Source organism: Deinococcus aerophilus (assembly GCF_014647075.1).
In the GTDB taxonomy this organism is placed as follows: domain Bacteria; phylum Deinococcota; class Deinococci; order Deinococcales; family Deinococcaceae; genus Deinococcus; species Deinococcus aerophilus.
The window spans coordinates 1-20,822 of the sequence record NZ_BMOM01000029.1 but is presented as its reverse complement, the minus strand read 5'-3'; the positions used below and the strand labels follow the sequence as shown (position 1 = coordinate 20,822).

Annotated in this window: 15 protein-coding genes and 1 tRNA gene; 7 read left to right on the top strand and 9 right to left on the bottom strand. The window is 66.9% G+C overall.

All coding sequences use genetic code 11. The features are described from left to right. The first annotated feature begins 189 nt into the window (after positions 1-189). The gene (locus tag IEY21_RS13765; RefSeq protein ID WP_188904923.1) at positions 190-1,812 is read left to right on the top strand and encodes a hypothetical protein; all 1,623 of its coding nucleotides are present in this window, start codon (positions 190-192) and stop codon (positions 1,810-1,812) included. Positions 1,813-1,906: 94 nt separating this feature from the next. Beyond that, entirely contained in the window at positions 1,907-2,395 is a 489-nt protein-coding gene (locus tag IEY21_RS13760) for a hypothetical protein (protein ID WP_188904922.1), read from the top strand. Between the two features lie 111 nt (positions 2,396-2,506). On the opposite strand, the gene IEY21_RS13755 is transcribed toward IEY21_RS13760, so the two are convergent. The 3 genes from IEY21_RS13755 to IEY21_RS13745 form a co-directional block, all read right to left on the bottom strand. Beyond that, positions 2,507-5,428, bottom strand: a complete 2,922-nt coding sequence (locus tag IEY21_RS13755; protein WP_188904921.1) for a sensor histidine kinase — start codon at positions 5,426-5,428, stop codon at positions 2,507-2,509. A 25-nt stretch (positions 5,429-5,453) separates the two neighbouring features. After that, positions 5,454-6,164 carry a response regulator gene (locus IEY21_RS13750; RefSeq protein WP_188904920.1) on the bottom strand — a complete coding sequence of 237 codons (711 nt, stop codon included), beginning with the start codon at positions 6,162-6,164 and terminating at the stop codon, positions 5,454-5,456. Positions 6,165-6,275: 111 nt separating this feature from the next. Beyond that, complete coding sequence (locus tag IEY21_RS13745) at positions 6,276-8,084, bottom strand: ABC transporter substrate-binding protein (protein WP_188904919.1); 1,809 nt, start codon at positions 8,082-8,084, stop codon at positions 6,276-6,278. A 346-nt stretch (positions 8,085-8,430) separates the two neighbouring features. Between IEY21_RS13745 and hslO the strand changes: the two genes are divergently transcribed. The 4 genes from hslO (at position 8,431) to IEY21_RS13725 (ending at position 13,421) form a co-directional block, all read left to right on the top strand. Further along, positions 8,431-9,342: an Hsp33 family molecular chaperone HslO gene (gene hslO, locus IEY21_RS13740; RefSeq protein ID WP_188904918.1), complete on the top strand. Its 912-nt coding sequence runs from the start codon at positions 8,431-8,433 to the stop codon at positions 9,340-9,342. A gap of 903 nt (positions 9,343-10,245) precedes the next feature. Further along, positions 10,246-11,613, top strand: a complete 1,368-nt coding sequence (locus IEY21_RS13735) for a S1C family serine protease (protein WP_229753108.1) — start codon at positions 10,246-10,248, stop codon at positions 11,611-11,613. Positions 11,614-11,663: 50 nt separating this feature from the next. Continuing rightward, a complete protein-coding gene (locus IEY21_RS13730; protein ID WP_188904917.1) occupies positions 11,664-12,797 on the top strand; it encodes a tRNA nucleotidyltransferase/poly(A) polymerase family protein in 1,134 nt (377 codons plus the stop codon). A gap of 12 nt (positions 12,798-12,809) precedes the next feature. After that, the gene (locus tag IEY21_RS13725; protein ID WP_188904916.1) at positions 12,810-13,421 is read left to right on the top strand and encodes a site-2 protease family protein; all 612 of its coding nucleotides are present in this window, start codon (positions 12,810-12,812) and stop codon (positions 13,419-13,421) included. Between the two features lie 88 nt (positions 13,422-13,509). On the opposite strand, the gene trhA is transcribed toward IEY21_RS13725, so the two are convergent. Then, on the bottom strand, positions 13,510-14,163 hold the full coding sequence (gene trhA / locus IEY21_RS13720) for a PAQR family membrane homeostasis protein TrhA (protein ID WP_188904915.1): 654 nt from the start codon (positions 14,161-14,163) through the stop codon (positions 13,510-13,512). A gap of 85 nt (positions 14,164-14,248) precedes the next feature. Continuing rightward, complete coding sequence (gene guaB / locus IEY21_RS13715; RefSeq protein WP_188904914.1) at positions 14,249-15,754, bottom strand: IMP dehydrogenase; 1,506 nt, start codon at positions 15,752-15,754, stop codon at positions 14,249-14,251. Positions 15,755-15,898: 144 nt separating this feature from the next. On the opposite strand from guaB, the gene IEY21_RS13710 reads away from it, so the two are divergent. Further along, a tRNA-Ala gene (locus tag IEY21_RS13710) sits at positions 15,899-15,974 on the top strand. Between the two features lie 154 nt (positions 15,975-16,128). Here IEY21_RS13710 and IEY21_RS13705 read toward each other — a convergent pair. The 4 genes from IEY21_RS13705 to IEY21_RS13690 form a co-directional block, all read right to left on the bottom strand. Further along, the gene (locus tag IEY21_RS13705; RefSeq protein WP_188904913.1) at positions 16,129-18,393 is read right to left on the bottom strand and encodes a fimbria/pilus outer membrane usher protein; all 2,265 of its coding nucleotides are present in this window, start codon (positions 18,391-18,393) and stop codon (positions 16,129-16,131) included. Continuing rightward, positions 18,368-19,078, bottom strand: a complete 711-nt coding sequence (locus IEY21_RS13700; RefSeq protein ID WP_188904912.1) for a fimbrial biogenesis chaperone — start codon at positions 19,076-19,078, stop codon at positions 18,368-18,370. The genes IEY21_RS13705 and IEY21_RS13700 overlap by 26 nt, the downstream gene beginning before the upstream one ends. A gap of 142 nt (positions 19,079-19,220) precedes the next feature. Then, positions 19,221-19,595 (bottom strand): hypothetical protein, encoded by a 375-nt coding sequence (locus IEY21_RS13695; protein WP_188904911.1) that lies wholly within the window; start codon positions 19,593-19,595, stop codon positions 19,221-19,223. Positions 19,596-19,750: 155 nt separating this feature from the next. After that, complete coding sequence (locus tag IEY21_RS13690) at positions 19,751-20,341, bottom strand: hypothetical protein (protein WP_188904910.1); 591 nt, start codon at positions 20,339-20,341, stop codon at positions 19,751-19,753. Between the last annotated feature and the right edge of the window lie 481 nt (positions 20,342-20,822).

The following is a 20,822-nucleotide window of genomic DNA, read 5'->3' as shown; positions in this document are numbered from 1 at the left end:
TGGATCATGAACGGCAGTGAGCCTGGTCAGCGGAAGCGGCCTCCGGGCCGCGCGGCAAGCCTCCGGTGCTGGAGGTCATCGCTAGGAAGAGGGCTGGGTCGGCTGGCCCTGGCGGGCACGCTGGGACTCACGGCCCAGGCCGCCGGGGTGCCCGCAGACTGGTACATCCGGCCTGTCCCCCCCCGGGCGGTGCAGTCCGTCCCGGATCAGGCCAGCGCGTACAGCAGCGTCGTGGACGCCCGCGGCGGCGAACTGGAGGCCCTGGACGACGCCGGCACCTCATACCGGCTGACCATTCCGCCCGGAGCGTTGCCGGGGCCCACCCTGATCACGGTCACGCCCCTTGCCCGGGTGGACGGCCTGCCCTTTCACGCGGGCCTGGAAGTGGGCGCCCGCCTGGAGCCGCACGGCCTGAGCTTCCTGCAACCGGCCACCCTGGTGATCACCCCCGCCCGCCCGCTGAATCCCGGGGTCCAGATTCCCTGGCGGGTAGAGGGCGAGCGGCAGCATCTGGATATCCTGGCCGCTCCCGTGCCCCCGACCCCGGCACAGGTGACCTTTGTCATCCGCCACTTCTCGGACTACGGAAGCTCCAGCGCCACCGTGACGGAACGCAGCGCAGAGTCGGGCCGCCCGGCCCTGGAAGCACAGGAGCAACTGGGCCGGGATCTGGCGGGAGCCTCGGGGCCGCAGGAGATCCGCGGGCTGTATCAGGCCTACGGTGAGCAAATTCTCGGGCCATTGAAGGCGGCGGCCCCCCAGAACTGCATGCTCGCCGCCCTGTACCTGCAAGAGAGCCACAGCCTGCTGATCCAGGCCGAACTGTGGGGCGTGCAGGATGAGGCGCGGAGCATCCTGCACGACGTTCTGGGAACGGGACTCGCCGAGGACGTGGGCCGGCGCTGCCTGAAAGAACAGTTTGAGCTGTGCCTGATGGGCGGCGGGGACGTGGCGGGCCTGATCCAGTGGGCCGTCCGCTGGGAGCAGGCCCGCCAGGGAGTCGGTCTGGACCCCCGGCCCCTTGCCCTCCTCGGGGGGAGCGTCTTGCAAACGGCGCTCAGGGATTATGTGCAGCGGTGTGCCCGTTACGAGGTGGAGCTGACTTCCACCCTGAATTACGAGGGCAGTCTTCCTGCTGCCCAGGGTGCCATTTCTCTAGGCCCGACCACCCTCAAGCGCCAGATCAGCGTGTACTCCCGGCTTCCCGTGGTGGCCGAGGTGTCGCCGGAAGCCACGGTGACCCTGCCGGCTGCCACAGGCCCACTGAGCTACACAAAGTACGAGGAGGCCGGGACTGGTTCGATGGAAACCGTGATGGCCGCAGCGTCATGCGAGGGGTCCGCCCTCACCACACGCCCCGGAACCATGCGGGCGCAGTTGAATCTGGTGTTCAAGGTCGGGAAACAGCCGCTGACCTCCAGGCTTCAGGGCCTGAGTGAGGAACTGCAGAAGCTGGTCCGGCGTCTGCCCGTGATGGATCCGCTGGGGGGTGCGCGCGAAGTGGACCTGGAGCATTCCACGGTAACGGTCCATCCGGGGGAACCCACCGAGATCACCAAAACCGTGTGTCACACCACAGGGGGCCTGTTCTCCAAGGAGGAGGAGTCGGACACGTGGCGCATCGAGTGGCAACAGCGCATGGGTCCGGGAGCGGATCAGCCGGAGGGCTGGACCCTGGAACCGTTGCGGCCCGCGCCGGGCGTCCTGGCACGCCTGACCCAGCATTCCGACGGAACTCAAAATCCAGTTGCGGGCATCAAGGAGGCACTCTGGGATCTGCGTATTGACCTGAAACACACCCCGAAACGTTGATGCACTCGGTCTCGTGGTTCTGAGCGCCGCCGCGCAGGGCACATGCGGCCTTTGCCCGGAACCCCCTGCCCACAGCGGGCCCAGGGAGGAAGGTATGAGGAACAGACTGCTGGTCACGGCGCTGCTGGCCTTCTCAGGATGGAGCGGCGCGGCGCTGCCCAATCCCTGCAAGCTCCTGAGCGCCGCCGAGGTGCAGGGCCTGTACGGCCGCAAGGTGGACGCGGGACAGCTGGAAACCGGCGACGCGATGAGCAAGTGCGAGTTCGGGCACGCCAGTGGCGGCCTGATGGTCATGGTCGGCCCCCGCAGCATGTTGCAGGGCAAGTCCCTGAAGAGCCTCGTGGAGACCTCGGACCTGCCGGGGCTGATCCACGCTGTTCCCAAGCTGGGGGATGAAGCGTACGCCGGGGCCAATTCCGCCCTGGCCGTGGAGGGTCAGCCGAAGACCCTGACCAGCGCCGCCTCTGTGTTCGTGCGCAAGGGACCGTATGTCCTGATGGTCATCAGCCTGGTGAATGGCAAGGGCCCCAGCGAGGCGGCCCTGATCAAACTCACGCAGCGCGCCGTGACCCGACTGCGCTGACGACGTGCCGGCTGAAGTTCGGGGCCATGGAGGCGGGCACTCCAGGCGAACCGGAGGCAAGACCCGGCTGTTCATCCTGGCCTGCCCTTGCCCGCACTGCTCCCCAGCGGCTCAGCCCGGCAGCGTGAAACGCAGCGTCGTGCCCTGTCCCGGCGTGCTGTCCACCTCCAGGGCTCCTCCGGCCAGCGCCACGCGTTCGCGCAGGCCGGTCAGCCCCAGGTGGCCCTGCCGAGCGCGGGCCTGGGCCTGATCGGCGGTGAAGCCCTGACCGTCGTCGCTGATGGCCACCTCCACCCCGCCGTCCTGAAAAACCACCCGGACGGCGGCGCTGTGCGCTCCGGCGTGCTTGTCCACGTTGTTCAGGGCCTCCTGCGCCAGACGGAACACGGTCAGCTCGACGGCCGAATCCAGGCGGCGCTCGGCTCCGGCCACCTCCAGGCGGGTGGGGGTCTGGGCCTGCCCGGAGAGCCACTCCAGCGCAGGCAGCAGGCCCAGATCGTCCAGCACGCTGGGGCGCAGGTTGCGGGCAAAGCGGCGCACGCTCTCGATGGCGGCGTTCAGGTCGGCCAGGATGTCGTCGGCGCGGGCACGCTGCTCGCCGTCCAGGTCACGGGCCAGCCGGGCCACCCGGCGGGTGCTGGCGGTCAGCACCTGGGCGGTGTCGTCGTGCAGCTCGCGGCTGATGCGTTTTCTCTCCTCCTCCTGCGCCTGGGTAAACAGCGAGAGATAGGTGCGCAGCTCGCTCTGGCGGCTGGTCGCGGCCTCCAGCGCCTGTCCGCGCCGGGTGATCTCGTCGGCCAGCGTCTGCAGTTCCGAGAGGTCGCGGGCGACGAGCAGCACGCCACGTTCTTCCCCACCCCGCACCGGCTCACCCTGCACGGCGCTCAGGCGCACCTCCAGGCGGTAGTGCGCGATCTGAATCTCGGCGCGCCCCCCCGCATTCCGGGTCAGGGCGGCCTGCCACGCGGCGTGCAGCGCCGGGCGGGTATCGGGCGTGGGCAGGGTCAGCAGGCGGGCACCCACCAACGGCCCGGTCAGGCCCTCCAGCAGCCGGGTGGCCGCAGGGTTGGCGTAGGTCACGACTCCCGCGGCGTCCGCGCTGAGAATCAGGTCGTGGGCGCCCTCGGCCAGCTGGCGGTAACGGGCCTCCTCGCGTTCCAGTGCCGAGAGCAGCCGCACGCGCGTCAGGGTCAGCGCCATCTGATCGGCCACGCTGCGCGCCAGCCCCAGCACCCGGTCGCCCGGCGCCTCGGTGCCCGGATCGTCGGCGTACAGAAAGCCCAACAGGACGCCGCCCTCATGCACGCCACCCTCGCCCACCACCTCGCTGTGCAGGGGCACGATCAGGCCGCTGCCCGCCACCGGCAGACACGCGCGCCGGGTCAGTGGCCGGGGCCCGCGCCCCAGCTGGGTCATCAGCGAGGCGAGTTCCGCGCGGCCCGGCACGTACAGGTTGTAGGTCGCCCAGCGGCTGATGGCCCCGCCCTCACCGGTCAGGACAATCAGGCCGCGCCGGGCGCTCAGCGCCTGGGTCGCCAGCCGGGCCGCCTCGGCCAGCGCGGCGTCACTCTGGTCCTCGGCCAGCAGCCGCCCCACATTGAGCAGCACGGCGGCCTCGCGCTCACGGCGCAGCTCCTCCTCGTACAGCCGGGCATTCTCCACCGCCAGCGAGGCCTGGGCCGCGAACACGCCCGCCAGTGCGAGGTCGTCGGCGTCCAGCGGCAGGGTCGCGTTCCAGTACAGCGTCAGCGTGCCGAACACGCCGGCCCGCGTGGACAGCGGCAGGCCCACGACCCCCCGGTACGGGTAACGGCCCTGGGCCAGCAGTTGCCGGGTGTAGCGGCTGCCGCCTCCGTAGTGGGCGGTGTTCAGGTCGTGGGCGACCACCGGCTCCCGCTGCTGGGCCGCGCGTCCGGTCACGCCCGCGCCCACCTTGGCGTGCACCCGCAGCACGTACTCGCTGGGCAACCCCACCGCGCTGCGGATGCTCAGCGTGCGTCCGTCCGGCTGCAACTCGTACACGGCGGCGGCGTCTGCCCGGAACAGCGTCACCGCCCGTTCCAGCACCTTTTCCAGCGTGTCGCTGAGCAGCAGGCTGCCCGCAAGCGCGGCCCCCGCCTCGCGCAGCGCCTCGGCGGCCTCGCGCTTGCGGGTTTCGATGCCGTACAGCCGGGCGTTGTCGATGGCCAGACTGGCCTGCTCGGCCAGTGCCAGCACCAGCCGGGCATCGTCCTCGCTGGCGGTCGCGCCCGGCGTGAGGGTGTCGGCATACAGCACCCCCAGCGGCTGTCCGCGCGCGCTCAGCGGCGCGATGACCGCCGCCTCGGGATTCAGCTCCCTGAGGCCCTGGGCCATGCGTGAGTCCGCATCGCGCGCGCGCTCAAAACGAATCGCCTCGCCCCGGCGGATCAGCGTTTCCAGACTGACGGGTCCCACGCCCACCCCACCCGTGAAGGTTTCGTCGAAGCCGTGTGTGAACACATTCCCGGTCCGCGCCCCGTCCTCGCCGAACTCGTTGAACAGAGCCACGAAGGCCCGCGAGAAGCCCAGCGCCTGCGCCGCGCTCTGGGCCGTACCGGTCAGGACCTCGGCCAAGTCTAGGCTGCCGCCCAGCCGCCGCACCAGGGCCTCCACCGTCTCGGCCACCCGGCCCCGCCCGCGCCGGGCCTCGCGGGCCTGCACGCCCTCCAGCGCCAGGGACAGCAGCGGCGTGAGGTCGGCCAGCGCCTCCACACCCGCCGGGCGGGCCCCCACGAATTCCAGCACCCCCCCACGTCCCGCCGTGCCCAGGGGCAGGCAGCTCAGCATGCCTTCCTCGACCGGCCGGCCCTCCTCCAGCGCCCGCCCAGCCAGCGTGCCGTCGCTGAGCCCCAGCCCCCGCCCCGCCTGCGCGACCGCCACGTTGCGGACCCCGTCGCCCACCCACACCTGCACCCCGTGTGCCGACGTAACCTCGCAGGCGTACTCCGCCAGCGCCGCAGCGAAGGCGGCGACGGTACTGGCCGCAGCGAGGGTGGAAGGGGGGGGAATCATCGCGGAAAGGCTCAGGACCGGGGCCTCACAGCATCTTCGGGTCGATCCACCCACGCTTGATGCCGTACAGCACGGCCTCGGTGCGGCTGCCCACGTTCAGCTTGGAGAAGATGTTCGCGAGGTGGACCTGCACGGTGCGCGGGCTGATGTCGAGGTCGCGGGCAATTTCCTTGTTGGTGCGCCCGGTGGCCGCCACGCGCAGCACTTCCAGCTCGCGCGGACTGAGGTCGTCCTCGGGCGGGGTGTGGGCGGTGGCGGCCCCGGCGCTGAAGCGCTCCAGGACCTTGCGGGCCACGCTGGGGTGCAGGGCACTTTCCCCGGCGGCCACCGCCCGCACCGCCCCCAGCAGGTCGTCCTCGCTGGTGTTCTTGAGCAGGTAGCCGGCCGCTCCGGCTTCCAGCAGCGCGAACACGTAGGCGTCGTCGTCGTAGCTGGTCAGCACCAGCACGCCCACGCCGGGCTGCTCGGCCTTGATGGCGCGGGTCGCCTCAATGCCGTTCATGCCGGGCATGGACACGTCCATCAGGATCACGTCGGGCCGCAACGCCCGCGCCTGCACGATGGCCTCCTCGCCGCTGGCCGCCTCGCCCGCCACATGCAGGTCGGCCTCGCCTTCCAGCAATTCGCGGGTGCCCTTGCGGACCACCGGATGGTCGTCGACCAGCAGCAGCGAGATGCGGCGCGGCAGGCCGGTTTCCGGGTCATGGCTGTGAATGTGCGGGTCGGCGGAGGACATGCCCGCAGAATACGCGACCTGTGAAATCCACAGCCAAAATCCACAGTCACACGAAGCAGGGGCCACCCCTGAACTTCAGGAAGCGGCCCCGCCGGGGTGCCGGGAGTCGGCTCAGCTCTTGCTGAGGTCCTTCCAGAGGGTACCGGTGCGGAAGGAGATCATCGGGTTGAAGGTGTCCAGGCTGATGCCCTTGACGGTATCCCGGTACGCCTGGATGCCGGGGTTGCTGGGCATCAGGATGTAGTAGGCCTGATCCAGCGCCCGCTTGGCGATGTTGGTGTACAGCTCGTTGCGCCGGGCGGTGTCGGTGGTGGCGCGGGCCTCCTCAATCCAGCCGTCAATCTGCGCGTCGGTCACGTTGATGCGCGGGTTGTAGTAGCCCTTGGAGGCGTAGAAGGTGTGCACGAAGTTGTCCGGGTCGGCATAGTCGGGGGCCCAGCCGGTCATGACCATCGCCTCGGTGCCCTGGTTGCTGCCCTTGATGATGTCGCTCCATTCCTTGGCGACGATGTTCACCCGGAACTTGGGATTGATGGACTCGATGTTCTTCTTCAGCAGTTCCATGCCGGTCTGGGCCGGAACGCTGCCCGCACGGTACGAGACATTGACGGTAAAGCCGTTGTCCCAGACCTTGCCGCCCCAGGCGTCCTGGAAGTTCTGCTTGGCGGCTTCCAGATCAAACTGTGGGGGCTCGATGTCCGCGTTGTAGCCGGGGAAGGTTTCGGGCAGCAGGAAGTTGCGCGGCTCGCCCTTGCCCTTTTGCACTTCCTCGATGTACTGCGGCACGTTGAAGGCGGCCACAAAACCACGGCGCACATTCACGTCGCTGAAGAAGTTGGCGGGGATGCCCTGACCGTCGAGCTTGCCGCTGCCGATGGCGTCGCCCTCGATCTTCTGGTTCATGCTGATGCCGAAGGCGCTGGTGTCGGGCAGGTCGTCGATGATCTCGATGCCCGACTTGCCGCGCAGCTGCGCTTCGATGATCGGGCGGCCACCGGTTTCCACCATGTCCGCGTCACCCTTCTCGAAGGCCTGCAGGCGGGCGGCCTGCTCGGGGATCTTCTGGATGATCACGTTCTTGATCTCGGGCTGCTGGCCCCAGTAGTCGGCGAAGGCGGTGGCCGTCAGGGCGGTGGCGGTCTTTTCCCGCAGCTTGTACGCCCCGGTGCCGCTGGGGTCCTGCGCCAGCGGGCTGCCGGTCAGGTCCTTGCCCACGGCTTCCTTCCAGGTGGCCTCGGTGCCGTCCCACTCGCCAATTTCTTTGGCATGCGCGCTGTCCACGATACCCTGGCCGGTGTACGCGAGCTTCGCCAGGAAGGCGGGGTCCGCCTTGGGCAGCTTGAACACCAGCGTCTCGCCGTCGCACTTCACGGCGTCGGTGATCTTCGCCCAGGTGATGCTCTGGTCGTCGTTGGCGTTGCTGCCGGTGCCCAGCAGGCTCTCGCTCAGGAACCAGTTGCCGCTGTCGCTGGTGTTGGTCACGAGGTTGCGGCGGAAGGTGTACTCGGCGTCCTTACACTCGAAGGGGTTACCGGTGTGGAACTTCACGCCCTCACGCAGGGTAAAGCGGTACTCGGTGCCGTTCTGGCCCTCGTCCCACTCGGTCGCGAGCAGCGGAGCAAGTTCGGTCAGGCTGTTGCCCTGATAGGTCACCAGCGTCTCGTAGAGGTTCTCCACGACCTGTCCGCTGCCCGTGTCGTAGGTGGTGCCGGGGTCCAGGGTCGGGATGTCCGAGGACTCCTGAATCACCAGCACGTCACTGCCGCTGGTTCCCGGCGTCGCCTCGGTGGTGGTCTCGGTGGTGGTCTCGGTGGTGCCGGCCGAGCCGGTGTTGTTCTTGCAGGCGGCGAGGGTCAGGGTCAGGGTGGCGAGGGCAATGGCGCCCAGGTACTTCTTGGGGGTAACGGTTTTGCTCTGCATGCTTGCTCCTTAGTGTTGACGCAAAAAACTGCGAGATGAGAAAGGATGAGACGATGCGGGTCACGGTGGTCTTACAGACATTTCAGGTTCAGACGCCTGAAAGGGAGAAATCGGTCAGCAGATCAGCTTAGGTTGAGTTTATGAGAACCGCATAACAGCGAAATCAACGGGGAGGCTCCAGGGGCCCGGACCCTCATGATCGGGCAGCACGCCGCCCTGAAACGGACTTCCGACCGGCCGTAGAATACCCGGAACGCTGTCCTGGCGGCGACCTTTCAAATGAAAGTCACGCACAATGAGAGTCCTCCCACAACCGTCCTTGAGCGTGCGCGTGTAAGGTTTCCTAATGACTGCTTCCACCATTCCAGATTCTTTTCTCCTGCGCGGCACCGCGGCGGGCAATACCCTGCGGCTGGTGGGCATGGAATCCACCCGTGTGGTGGAAGACGCCCGGTTGCGCCACGACCTGAGCAAGACCGCGACCGCCGCGCTGGGACGCACCCTGACGGCCGCCGCGCTGCTGGCAGTGGTGCTGGGCAAGAAGGTTGACAGCCGCGTGACCGTGCGGGTGGAGGGCGGCGGACCGGTGGGCTGGATCGTGGCCGAGGGCTCGGCGGGCGGTATGGTGCGCGGCTACGTGCGCGAGCCGGGCGCCGACCTGCCGCTGCGCGAGTCCGACGGCAAGCTGGACGTGAGCGGCATCGTGGGCAACGACGGCGAACTGGCCGTGACCCGCTTGCTGGACAACGGAGAGCCGTATACGGGCAGCGTTCACCTCACCAGCGGCGAGATTGCCGAGGACATCAGCACCTACCTGGGGGTCTCCGAGCAGATTCCCAACGCCGTGCTGCTGGGCGTGTACGAGGCCGGGGGCCGGGTGGCGCACGCCGGCGGGCTGCTCGTGCAGGCCATGCCGGGCGTCAGCGACGAGACGCTCGCCCACCTGGAGGCCAACATCCGCGCGCTGGGCCAGATCACCGATGGCCTGCGCCGGGGCGGGCTGCTGGAAGTGATGCAGCGCGTCACCGAGGGCCTGGACCTGACCCTGGCTGCCGGAGCACAGGCCGCCCGCTTCGAGTGTCGTTGCTCGCGTCAGAAGGCCCAGGACAGCCTGAAATTCTTCAATGCCGAGGAGCGCCAGGAGATGATCGACGACGGCGGTCAGGAGATCGTGTGTCATTGGTGCGGCGAGAAGTACCACATCACCCCCGCCGAGATCGCGGCCCTGGACGCTCAGGATCTGCGGGCCCGCGCCTGAGCGCTTGAGAACAGAAAGCGGCATGGCACACTGAGGCAGGCCGCCACGCAAACCCACTCCACCCGCTTTCAGGGCCACATCTGCCCGTTCAGCCGGTGGACTTGATGGAACTTCTGGACAACATGGCGCAGGACCACGCTGCCATTGACTTTGAGAAGGCCCTGCTGTCGGTGGCGCATTCCAGTGCGGTGCAGGCCATTCCCATCGAGGGGGGGACCGAAGGCGGAACGGGTCGGGGCGGCGGAACGGCAGATCAAGCTGCCTGGCCGTGTTGTTTCAGACGTTGCAGGACCTGACCCAGCCGACAGAACGACAGGTCAGACGACCGCTGCGCCGGCCCGGTACGCCAGGACCAGCAAGCGCCGTACACAGCGTTCGAGACGAACGGCGAGGGGCCGGAAGGCTGGCCGCCAGTTCCAGACCTATCCCCATCAAGGATTCAGCGGACGCACCATGTACTGGTAGACACCATCGCCTCTCCCCTCACCCGTGCCCCGCTCTGCGAGGTACTGCAGACCCGCCCGATCGTCAAAAATCTGATACTGCTGGCGCTGATCGGATGACATGCCGTGCAGCGCAATCCTCACGATCATCCCGACTTCAAGCGTTGGGCATTCGGAAGCGTTGGGCATTCGGAAGCGATGACCGTGCCGGAGCCCGGATCCGTTTCATCCTGGTCACCAATCTTTACGAGGATGTATTCCATAGATAAGTATACCGATTTCACAGGATTCTCCGGCCATCCTGGGCTGTTTTCTGGTCCCGGCTGTGCTGGGAGGCGGCTCCATGGTATGTGTCGGGCGCGTGATTTCCCCAGCTCAATCCGTACAGGCGGAGCATGCGTGAAGCCCACAACACACCCGTTCTTATGCGCATATGCGCCGCATTCGCGATACTGCGGGGATGAAAACCACCGGAATGGCCACCACACTTGTGCTGATCAGCCTGGCGGCAGGCCTCTCGGGATGCCGCACGGACACGCTGGGGGGCAGTCCCGCCGGCACGGCTCCAGGCGAAACGGTGCAGACGACCCCGACCCCGCCCACCACGGACGGAACCACCCCGACCGACACAGCCCCTGCCCCGGCTGAGTCGTCCTCCGGCGCGGCGGCGTCCGACCCGGTCGGGCTGGAAGCGGGCGCACGGCTGCAAAGCGAGCAGAACACCATCGAGGTGGTGAACCGCTACGAACCGGGACTGGTGTTCATCAGCACCGAGCAGGAGGTCACGCAGGACCCCCTCGCCATGATGTACGGCGGGCAGGGCGGCTCGCAGGTGCAGCAGGGAGTGGGCAGCGGCTTTTTCGTGAACGACGCCGGGGACATTCTGACCAACTACCACGTGGTCGCCGGAAGCGACGGCTCGGGCAGCGCCAGCCGCATCCGCATCCGGGTGATGAACCAGAAAGACACCGTGGACGCCACGGTCATCGGCCTCGCGCCGCAGTACGACCTCGCGCTGATCCGCCCCGAAGGGCTGGACCCAGCCCTGATCCGCCCGATTCCGCTGGGCGACAGTTCCAGCCTCAAGGTGGGCCAGAAGGCCATTGCCATGGGCGCGCCCTTCGGGCTGGATTTCAGTGTCTCCGAGGGCATCGTGAGCAGCACTTCCCGCCAGATTCCCATCGGGTTTTCGGGGGGAATCGGCGGCGAGGGCATCACCCAGAAGGCCATCCAGACCGACGCGGCCATCAACCCGGGCAACTCGGGCGGCCCGCTGCTCAACAGCTCTGGTGAGGTGATCGGCATCAATACCCAGATTCTCTCGCCCAGCGGCCAAGCGACCGGGGTGGGCCAGAGCGCGGGCGTGGGCTTCGCCATTCCCATCAACGCGGCCAAGAACCTGCTGCCCCGGCTGCAGGCGGCCAAGGGCGGCATCGTGAACCCGCCGCGCATCGGCATCACGGCCGGTCTGCTCGTGCAGGGACCGCAGACGCCGCTGGCGGTGGGCCTGGGCGCCCTGACCTCGCAGGGCAAACAGCAGCTGAACCTGCCCGAGCAGGGCCTGATCATTGGGCAGGTTCAGCCGGGCACTCCCGCCGCCCGCGCCGGGTTGCAGGGAGGCACCCGACAGCAGCAGTTCCGGGGCGGAGCGATCAGCCTGGGCGGTGACGTCATCACGGCCGCCGACGGTGAGCCGGTCGACGCTCTGGAGGACCTGCAGGCGATCCTGATCGGCAAGCAGGAGGGCGAGACCGTGACCCTCACTGTGATGCGCGACGGCCAGGAGCGGGAGGTCAAGGTCACCCTGGATGCAGCCGCCTTTCAGTAAAGTGCTCCTGGACGCCCTGTGCTGGACCGGCCGCGCCCACCCGACCCGCCATGACCCCTGACCCCGCCACCCACGCCTGGGCACAGCTCCAAGACCATGACCGCACCTGGCTAACCGGCCTGGCCCGCCAGGCAGGCCCGCAGGCCCGGCTCGCGCTGGTGGGCGGCGCGGTGCGGGACGCGCTGCTGGGCCACACCCCGCTGGATCTGGACGTGGTGGTGGAAGGAGCAGGTGTAGAAGCGCTGGCCCGCGCCAGCGGTCTGCCCACCGTGTTTCACCCGGCCTTTCACAACGCCACCGTGACCCTGCCAGACGGCCGCACCGCCGATCTGGTCCGTGCCCGGCGCGAAAGCTACCCGGTGCCCGGCGAGAACCCCCGGCCCCACCCCGGCACGCTGGAGGAGGACCTGCGGCGGCGGGACTTCACGGTGAATGCCTTGGCGCTGCTGATCGGGCCGCAGGGGCCCGTGTGCCTGCTGGACGAGGTGGGGGGGCAGGACGACCTGAAGGCGCGGACGCTGCGCCCCCTGCACCCGGCCTCGCTGCGTGAGGACGCCAGCCGTTTGGTACGGGCGGCGCGGCTGGCGGCCCGGCTGGGGCTGACGGCCAGCCCGGAACTGTTGCGTCAGGTGCCCGACGCGCTGGAGCTGGCCGACCGGACCCCCCGGCTGTGGGCCGAACTGCGGCTGCTGTTCTCCGAACCCAGGCCCGGCGCGGCGGCGCGGGTGCTCGCCGGGTGGGGGGCGGGCACCCTGCTGCCCGGACTGGAAACGCTTGAGGCGCTTGACCGGTTGCAACGGGCGGACCATCCGCTCGCTCCTGCCCTGTACGCCGCCGCCGCCCTGCACGCCGCCCCGGACCCGACCGCGCTGGCCGGGCGGCTGAGCCTGGGAGACCGCCCCGGCGCGCTGCTCGCCCGCGCCCTCTCGGACACCTACTTTCCGGAAGACACCCCCGAGCGGCTGCTGCGCGGCGTGCTGCGCCCGGACGCTGCGGTGCCGCTGACCGGGCGCGACGTGCTCGCGCTGGGCGTGCTGCCCGGGCGCGCGGTGGGCGAGGCGCTGGCCCATCTCGCCGGATTGCGGCGGGCCGGCAGGGTGGGCAGCCCGGAGGAGGAACGGGCGGCGCTGCGGGCCTACCTCAAAGCAAGCCATCAGCCGGACGGCGCGCGCGGCGGCCCGTAGAATGCCCCCCATATGGGCCTTATCAGTCTGCTGACCAGCAATCCCACCGCGTTCATCATCATTGCGCTGGCGCTGGTGCTCTCGCTCGCCGTTCACGAATTCGCGCACGCCTACACGGCAGACCGCCTGGGTGACCCGACTCCCCGGCGCTACGGACGCGTGACCCTCAACCCCATCGCCCACTTGGACCCCTTCGGCACCCTGCTGCTGCTGATCGCCGGATTCGGTTTTGCCAAGCCGGTGCCGGTCAACCCCAACAACCTCGGCCGCTGGGGAACCCTGTGGGTCGCCGCCGCCGGACCCATCAGCAACCTGCTCATCGCCGTGCTGTGCGCCGCACTGCTCAAGGTGTTTCCCCCCACCACCATCACCCTGACCATCCTGTTGACCGTGATGAGCATCAACGTGATTCTGGCGGTCTTCAACCTGATTCCCATTCCCCTGCTGGACGGCAGCCGCATCCTTGGAGCGCTGGTGCCGCCCATGGGCCGGGCGCTGGCCCAGTTCGAGGCCCAGCCCTTCAGCTTCCTGATCGTGATGGCCTTTATCTTCCTGGCCCGCGGTCCCATCGGCAGCATTATCCAGGCGGTGCAGGGCTGGGTGCTGAACGTGGTGGGGGTGTAACGAAGCGTTCCTCAGCCACACACGGAAAAGGCGGTCGGCGCAAGAGCCCGACCGCCTTTTCCGTGTGGCTGTGTGTCTCCGGCAGCCCTCAGCGCAGGTTGAACATCATCGCAATGTGCGCGCCCGTGCCGCCCAGCACGAACAGATGCCAGACCTCATGGAAGCCCCACAGCCGCCAGGGGCCGTCCTGCCGCAGTTGCAACCGGGTGCCGTAGACCACCGCCCCCAGGGTGTACAGCACGCCGCCCGCCGCCAGCCAGAAGATCGAGGCGGGGGGCAGGGTCTGGACCAATTGCGGCAAGAAGAGGACTGCCAGCCAGCCCAGGCCCACGTACAACAGCGTGCTGACCCAGCGCGGCAGCCGCATGGTGACCAGTTTGAGCACGATGCCGGTCAGGGCGATGCCCCACACCACCCACAGCACGGTGTCGCGCCACACGCCATGCAGCCCGAAATATGCGATGGGGGTGTAGCTGCCGGCGATCAGCAGGAAGATGCCTGCGTGGTCGAGCTTACGCAGCCACAGCAGTCCGCGTTCGCTGGCTCGGAACGAGTGGTAGCTCGCACTCGCGGCGTACAGCGCGACCATGCTGACGCCGAACACCACGAAGGGCCACAGTTCCAGTCCACGCCCATGGGCCCACCACAGCAGTGGCCCCAGCGTCACGAGCGCCGCCGCCACGCCGGCCCAGTGGGTCAGGGCGTTGACCGGTTCGCGCGGGGCGCTCAGGAGTCGTTTCATGTCTCCAGCCTACGCCCCCGACCTGACCGGGGGATGTCAGCAGGAATGCACTGCATGAGCGCGGCGTAAAGCCGTGGAGCTGAGTTCAGCGCCCGCCATAGTTCGGCGCTTCCTTGGTGATGGTGACGCCGTGTGGGTGGCTCTCGATCAGGCTGGCCCCGGTGATCCGCACGAACTGGGCGCTGTCGCGCAGGGTCTGCAGGTCAGGGGCACCGCAGTAGCCCATGGAACTGCGCAGGCCGCCCACGAACTGATAGATCACCTCGCCCGCCGTGCCGCGGTAGGCGATGATGCCCTCGATGCCCTCGGGGACAAACTTGCGGCTGCCACTCTGGAAGTAGCGGTCGCTGGACCCCTGATCCATCGCGCCCAGAGAGCCCATGCCGCGGTAACTCTTGTAGCGCCGCCCATCGCGCAGGATGCTCTCGCCGGGAGCCTCATCGGTGCCGGCGAGCATACTGCCCATCATGACCGCGCCCGCGCCGGCGGCGATCGCCTTGGGCACGTCGCCGGTCTGCTTGATGCCGCCGTCGGCGATCACCGGAATGCCCGCCTCCATGGCCGCCGCCGAGGCCTCGAAGATGGCGGTGATCTGCGGCACGCCCACCCCGGTCACCACGCGGGTGGTGCAGATGGACCCTGGCCCGATGCCCACCTTCACGGCGTCTGCCCCGGCCAGGATCAGGTCTCTTGCCCCGGTCCGCGTCGCCACGTTTCCGGCAATCACGTCCACGTCAAGGTGTTCCTTGACCCGCGTCAGCGCGTTCAGGATGCCCTGGCTGTGTCCGTGGGCGCTGTCCAGAACCAGCACATCAACGCCCGCATCGAGCAGGGCCCCGGCGCGGTCCATCAGGTCGGCGCCGACCCCGATGGCCGCCGCGACCCGCAGCCGGCCCAGCGCGTCCTTGGCGGCGCGCGGGTATTTCACCCGCTTGGTCAGGTCCTTGATGGTGATCAGGCCGCGCAGCAGCCCCCCCTCATCCACGACGAGCAGCTTCTCGATGCGGTGACGTTTGAAGATCTCCTGCGCCTGCTCCAGCGTGGTCCCCACCGGCACGGTGATCAGGCCCTCGCGGGTCATCACGTCGGCGATGGGCGTGGCGGGATCGTCAATAAAGCGCATGTCCCGGTTGGTAATGATGCCCTGCAGGCGGCCGGCAGGATCGGTGATGGGCACGCCGCTGATGCGGTATTCCCCCATCATGCGCTCGGCCTCGCCGACGGTGGCGTGGGGCGGCAGGGTGATGGGATCAACGATCATGCCACTCTCGCTCCGCTTGACCTTGCGCACCATCTCGGCCTGGGCGTCAATGGCCATGTTCTTGTGAATCACGCCCAGGCCGCCCTCGCGGGCCATGGTCACCGCCATGCCGGTCTCGGTCACGGTGTCCATGGCCGCACTGACAAAGGGGATGTTCAGGCGCACGCGGCGGGTCAGCTGCGTCTCTACATTCACCTCATGCGGCAGCACGGTGGAATGGCGCGGCTGCAGCAGCACGTCATCGAAGGTGATGCCTTCCTGGCCGAATTTGTAGGTGTAACGGTCGGCCTGCTCGGTGGCAGCGGGGGTCAGCGTCGTGGGCGCACTCATGCTTCAGGAGTGTAAGCACTTCGCCGCCGCAGCGCAGTGGGGCGGTCCACAAGCCGGGACATCCCGGGGCCTGCGCGCGGCCTTGCACGCCCGCAGGGTGCGTGCTACAGTCCTTTTCGCCTGAGCTGGACTGGGCGCATGCGTGGGGCCATAGCTCAGCTGGGAGAGCGCGTCGTTCGCAATGACGAGGTCAGCGGTTCGATCCCGCTTGGCTCCACCACCAGGAAAGTCCGTCACAGACGGGCTTTTTTTGTTTTTAGTACTCTTTTTAGTACTCACTGCCCCGGAATGAGGCCCTGGCTGTAAATGGGTGTCATGGGCCGCCTGAGAACGGCGCCGTTTCCCCTATACGATGACTACCTGAGCAGACACCGTCAGGGGGAGCCCGGGACCACAAAGCAGGTCGCTTCCTTCACCGTGGAGGCCAGGACGACGGTGCAGCGTCGGGAACCTACTGGATCACGCAGTTCGCCCGTTCGGGTCACTGCCGCCTGGGACACCAGACCATACCCCTCGTCATCAAGGAGAATTTTCTCGCCATCCAGGTATACATCGGCGTTGGCTGCCACCTCGCCTGCCTGCCAACGAAACTGCACAAACGTCGAGATCCTGAAGTTGTCGTGCCAGTCCACGACGGTGAGCCCCGTGGCGGCGGGCTGTACCGTGGTCTCGACGCTCTGGAGACTCACTCCCAGGGGTAGCTCCCGTGGGTTGACACGAATCGACACCGTCTGGGTAGGTGCAGCCTGGGTAATCAGAGCGTCACCACGCTGGTTGGTGACCACGCCACCCAGACCGTCTACCAGCAGGGGCAGATTGGGTACACCCGTACGGACCAGGATGCCGCGCTGGGCCAGGCCCGATGACAGCAGCAGCCGGCCATCCAGATAGGCCACCGCCCCGGTGATCTGAGCGGTGGCTCCACGGGTGGTGGCCGACGCACTGGCATCAACGCCCCGGCTGAGGCTGTACGTCACGCCGATCTCGTTGAGGTCCGCACTGAGCCCGACGAGTTGGGTGGGGTCAGGACGATAGCTTAACGTTGTGCTGGGCACGGTTCCGCCAGACCCCAGACCGATGCTGGCGCTGCCCTGAAGCTTGGGCGTAAAGACATAGTTGCCGCGCAGCGCCGCCTGCCAGCCGCCCGGGCGAACCGAGGCGGTAAGGCCTACCGCGCTGCGCTCGTTGAGAATCCGGGTGACGCTGCCGTCCACCTGCCAGGATTGAGCGGTCAACCCGGTCGCGGCCGCCGCCGAGAAATACCACGGAGCAGCGCTATAGGCGGCGCTCAGGTTCAGCGTGCTGCTGGACAGCTCATTGATCGGTACCGCCACCGAGCCATTGACGCTCAACGGTCCCTGACGGTAAGCCAGCGACCCGTTGACGCGTGTGCTCAGCGGTGACGTGGCCATGTCTGCGGCTGTGGCCGGGCGGCTGACCTGAATCCCCAGGCCCCCGGAGAGCGGAGCTCCCAGGTAACGCACCTGTGCCGCCGCGCTCAGAGCTCCGTTGCCGGATACGCTGGCCTGCGCCTCCACGCCCAGCTGGGGACGAAACGTGTAGGCAGCCGTCGCCGCCGCGCTCCAGCCGGAACCGACCGACTGGTCGTCGTATCCCACGCTGGCGCTGGCGAACAATCCCCCCGTCAGACTCGCCTCCGACGGCGACACGCCATTGAAGGTCCGCTGGGTCAGGCCGTTTTCATCCTCTATCAGGAGCGCAACCGTGTTGTTGGCCTGTCGGGGCAGCGGTACATTCAGGAGCGTGATCTCGCCGGCAGGGGCTTCCACGCTGCCAAGCAGCTGCCCATTGACAAGCACGCTGACCACCGAGGGATTTTCCAGCTGCACTGAAATGGGCGACGCAACGGCAGGCACCTGCTGGCGGTAGGCGGCCGTGACGCCGCTGAAGCTGGAGGTCGAAAAGCCGGGTTGGGCAACCCCAGGAATGGCGTGATAGGCAACGTAGATGGCCACTGATGGGGAAAAGGCATACTGGGCCGTGGCCCGGACCTGAACCTTGGCGTCGGAGCCTGGACGCCGGCCGTACAGCGCACCCACATACCCGGTCAGGCCGCCCCGCGCCCCACCCACGCCAACGTAGGCCCCGACGTTGCCCAGCGTTGTTGCCGGGGTACCCGCGGCCCGCTCACCGCGCAGATCGTAGGACACGGCTCCCTGTACGCCGAAATCCAGTCCGAAGGCCGGTACCACCGGGTAGACCGGGGGCGTCAGCATCTGGCCGACATCAATCCGGCGCTCTCCCAAGCGGGCCAGCACCGGCGTGATCCTCAATTCCTGCGTTTCAGTTCGGTATGTCACCCGCAACTCCGGAAGCAGACGCACGAAGGCCACACCGTCACAGTCCACCCGCCCCGCCACGTATACCTGTTCGCCCGTGCGCAGCACATCTGGCGGCAGCAGCAGGTCAGAGACGCGGTCCTCGTTGCGCTCGATCCGTACCACCACGCTGCCGCGTGAAGACTGCCCCACACGCACGTCGAGCAGCTCTTCGGGCGAGGCGCAACCCGCCGCCCCCGCCAGCCCCGCCGCCCCCAGGGCCGCCGTCAGGGCGCGCAGCGGCCAGCGCCGCACCAGCCGGCCCGTCACGGGCTTACGGAAGCGAGACAATCTGTTCAAGGATCTGCCCATCCTCGGCCTCGTACTTCAGCTTCAGGGGACCAGCCTGCTCGCCCAGTTCGGGCAAGGTCAGGGTGATGGTGCTGCCCGCCAGCAGGGGCAGAACCTCGGTGGTCTGGGTAACCGCGCCCCTCGTGAACTTGACCTTGCGCATGATGGTACGGCGGTTGCCCGCATTCTGCAGGACCAGCGTAACGTCCTTGCCCTGCGGGGTCGCCGTGAACGCGAGTTTCGGCTGGGCGCTTGCAGGCGTGACATAGACCGGTAACGAGAAGGTCAGCGCGACGCTCATGCCCGCTTTGCTGTCCTTGCCCAGGTTGCCCGCGCCAATTTTGGGAAGCTCGATTCCCTCAATCGGGACCTGTTGCACCAGGATCCGGTAGGTCAGCTCTGTGTTACCGGGCTTCTTACGGACCCCGATGCGGATCAATTGCGAGCCGCCGGGCTTAACGGTAAAGGTTGCCGGATTCACGATCAGGTCACGGGTCTCGTCCAGGACTTCCTTGCCGTTCACGATGTGCCACAACACCGCCACCACGTTGAACCGTGCGGCAGTGGTGGTGCCATTGATCATGGTCGTCTCGGTCACCAGATTGCGGGACGCATCAATTTCCAGCAAGGTGGGAGTAAATCCGAAGGTCTGGGCCTGCGCGGACAGCAGCGTGGCAGCGAACAGCGCCAGCATGGCAACCGCACACCGGGTCAAACGAAGGGGATTTGGCAGACAACGCGGCACAGTGTTCTCCTTAGAGAGGGACGGTGGTTCGGGTCAGGACTATGCTAGGGCGGCCAGACGCAAGAAATTGGGGCGGCATTCAAGACTGCCCTCAGGGCAGGAGTGGTCGAAGGGAAAGGGTCAGCGGCAGACCATAGGTCCCCACCGGAACCCATTGACCCGCCTGGGCCGTGAGTGGAAAACGCAGGGTCTGAGAGCCATTGACGGTGAGGCCGGTAAGCAGCGCAAGGCCCTGTCCCATCGTGAGGATCAAGGGCACCTGAACCTGGGTCGGCGGACGGCCCGACGAGGTGTTGTACACGGTGAGCTGCAATTGCTGGTCCAGCGTGGCGCTCAGACCAGCCCCCTCCAGCTGCAAACGGACGGGTTCAGAAGACACATCACACTCAATACGCACGGCGAGCATACCGGTACTCGCACGCAGCGCACTGTACTCGGGCATTTCCAGTTGCGCCTGGGTAATCACGCACCGCGCTCCGGCGCCGGAAAGCAATACACATGCAAGGAGAGCAGGAATACGGAACACAGTCACCTCCGGGCACCACTTCAGGTTGGACAAGTTTCGGAAAATTGGATGGGTGCTCCGGAATTCCCGCCGGGGCACCCATCCGAGCCACATACTCAGTAATTAACCATGATGTTCAGCGTGCCTTGATAGTCGCCGGTCTGGGGTTCGAACTGCCCCTTATTCGGCGTGAACGCAGCCACGATGCCGTAGATATCCCCGTTGCCCCCGGGCACATTACCGGGTGCGAACAACACCTCGAATTTGCCTTCCAGAGTCTTGTCGTCGTTGTTGGTAGTCTTGCCTTGCGTCAGGGTAAAGCCTTCGCGGGCCAGCGACATGATGCCGTTCAGAATGGTGGGGGCGGTATCGCTGTCACTGTCTTTGATGACCTTGAAAGTGTTTCCCACGCCGTAGAGGGCAGAAGCCGTGATCGTGACCTTGGTACCGGTCTGGCAGCGGAAGTTGGGTTGACCGCCAGAGAGCGTGTTGACGGACACGGTTTCTGGAGCGGTGTCCGTACCGTTGTAGGTTGCTCCCTTGGCGCTGTCGTAGCTGCCGGCCAAGTTTACGGCACAGCCCGGGACCACCTTCATGTAGAAGTTCAGGGCCGTGTTCACTGAGCCGGCGCTCCGTCCACCCTGCACACCCTGCGCGTTCGCCATCGTCATCGAAAACATCGCCGCAATCATCAGTGCTTTTTTCATAATGAGCCTCCCTGGAAACCGCCCGCGCAAGATGTAAGGACGCCTGCACCATGTCCTGGTGTGGGTTTCTTTATCTCTGTCTGCTCGGAACGTCTATAATGTATGAGCTTCCCATGTGTCTGTCAACAATACTTCGTGGCTATATAATGAAATGGTGCTAATTTTTGAATTAACTTCATAGTAGATTTTAATGTCTCCGTGGAGTACGTTAAAAAAAATGAATAATTCCCGAGAAAATTGGCAAGCCCAACCCACTCCACTAAACTCACAACGTTAAAATGGTTGCAGAACGTTAAACAGCTGAGGCGTGATGACAGACAGGTTGACCGGGCAAAAGCAGGCTGCGCGTGAGCAGTTCATCAGAAAGGAATGAAGATCCGTTGCGCATTTGAGGTGAATGGGCTGACGGCCTGACACAAAGTATGAGAAAGCGTCCCCGGTAGGGGACACTTTCTGTTTGTGACAACCGAAAATGCCACCG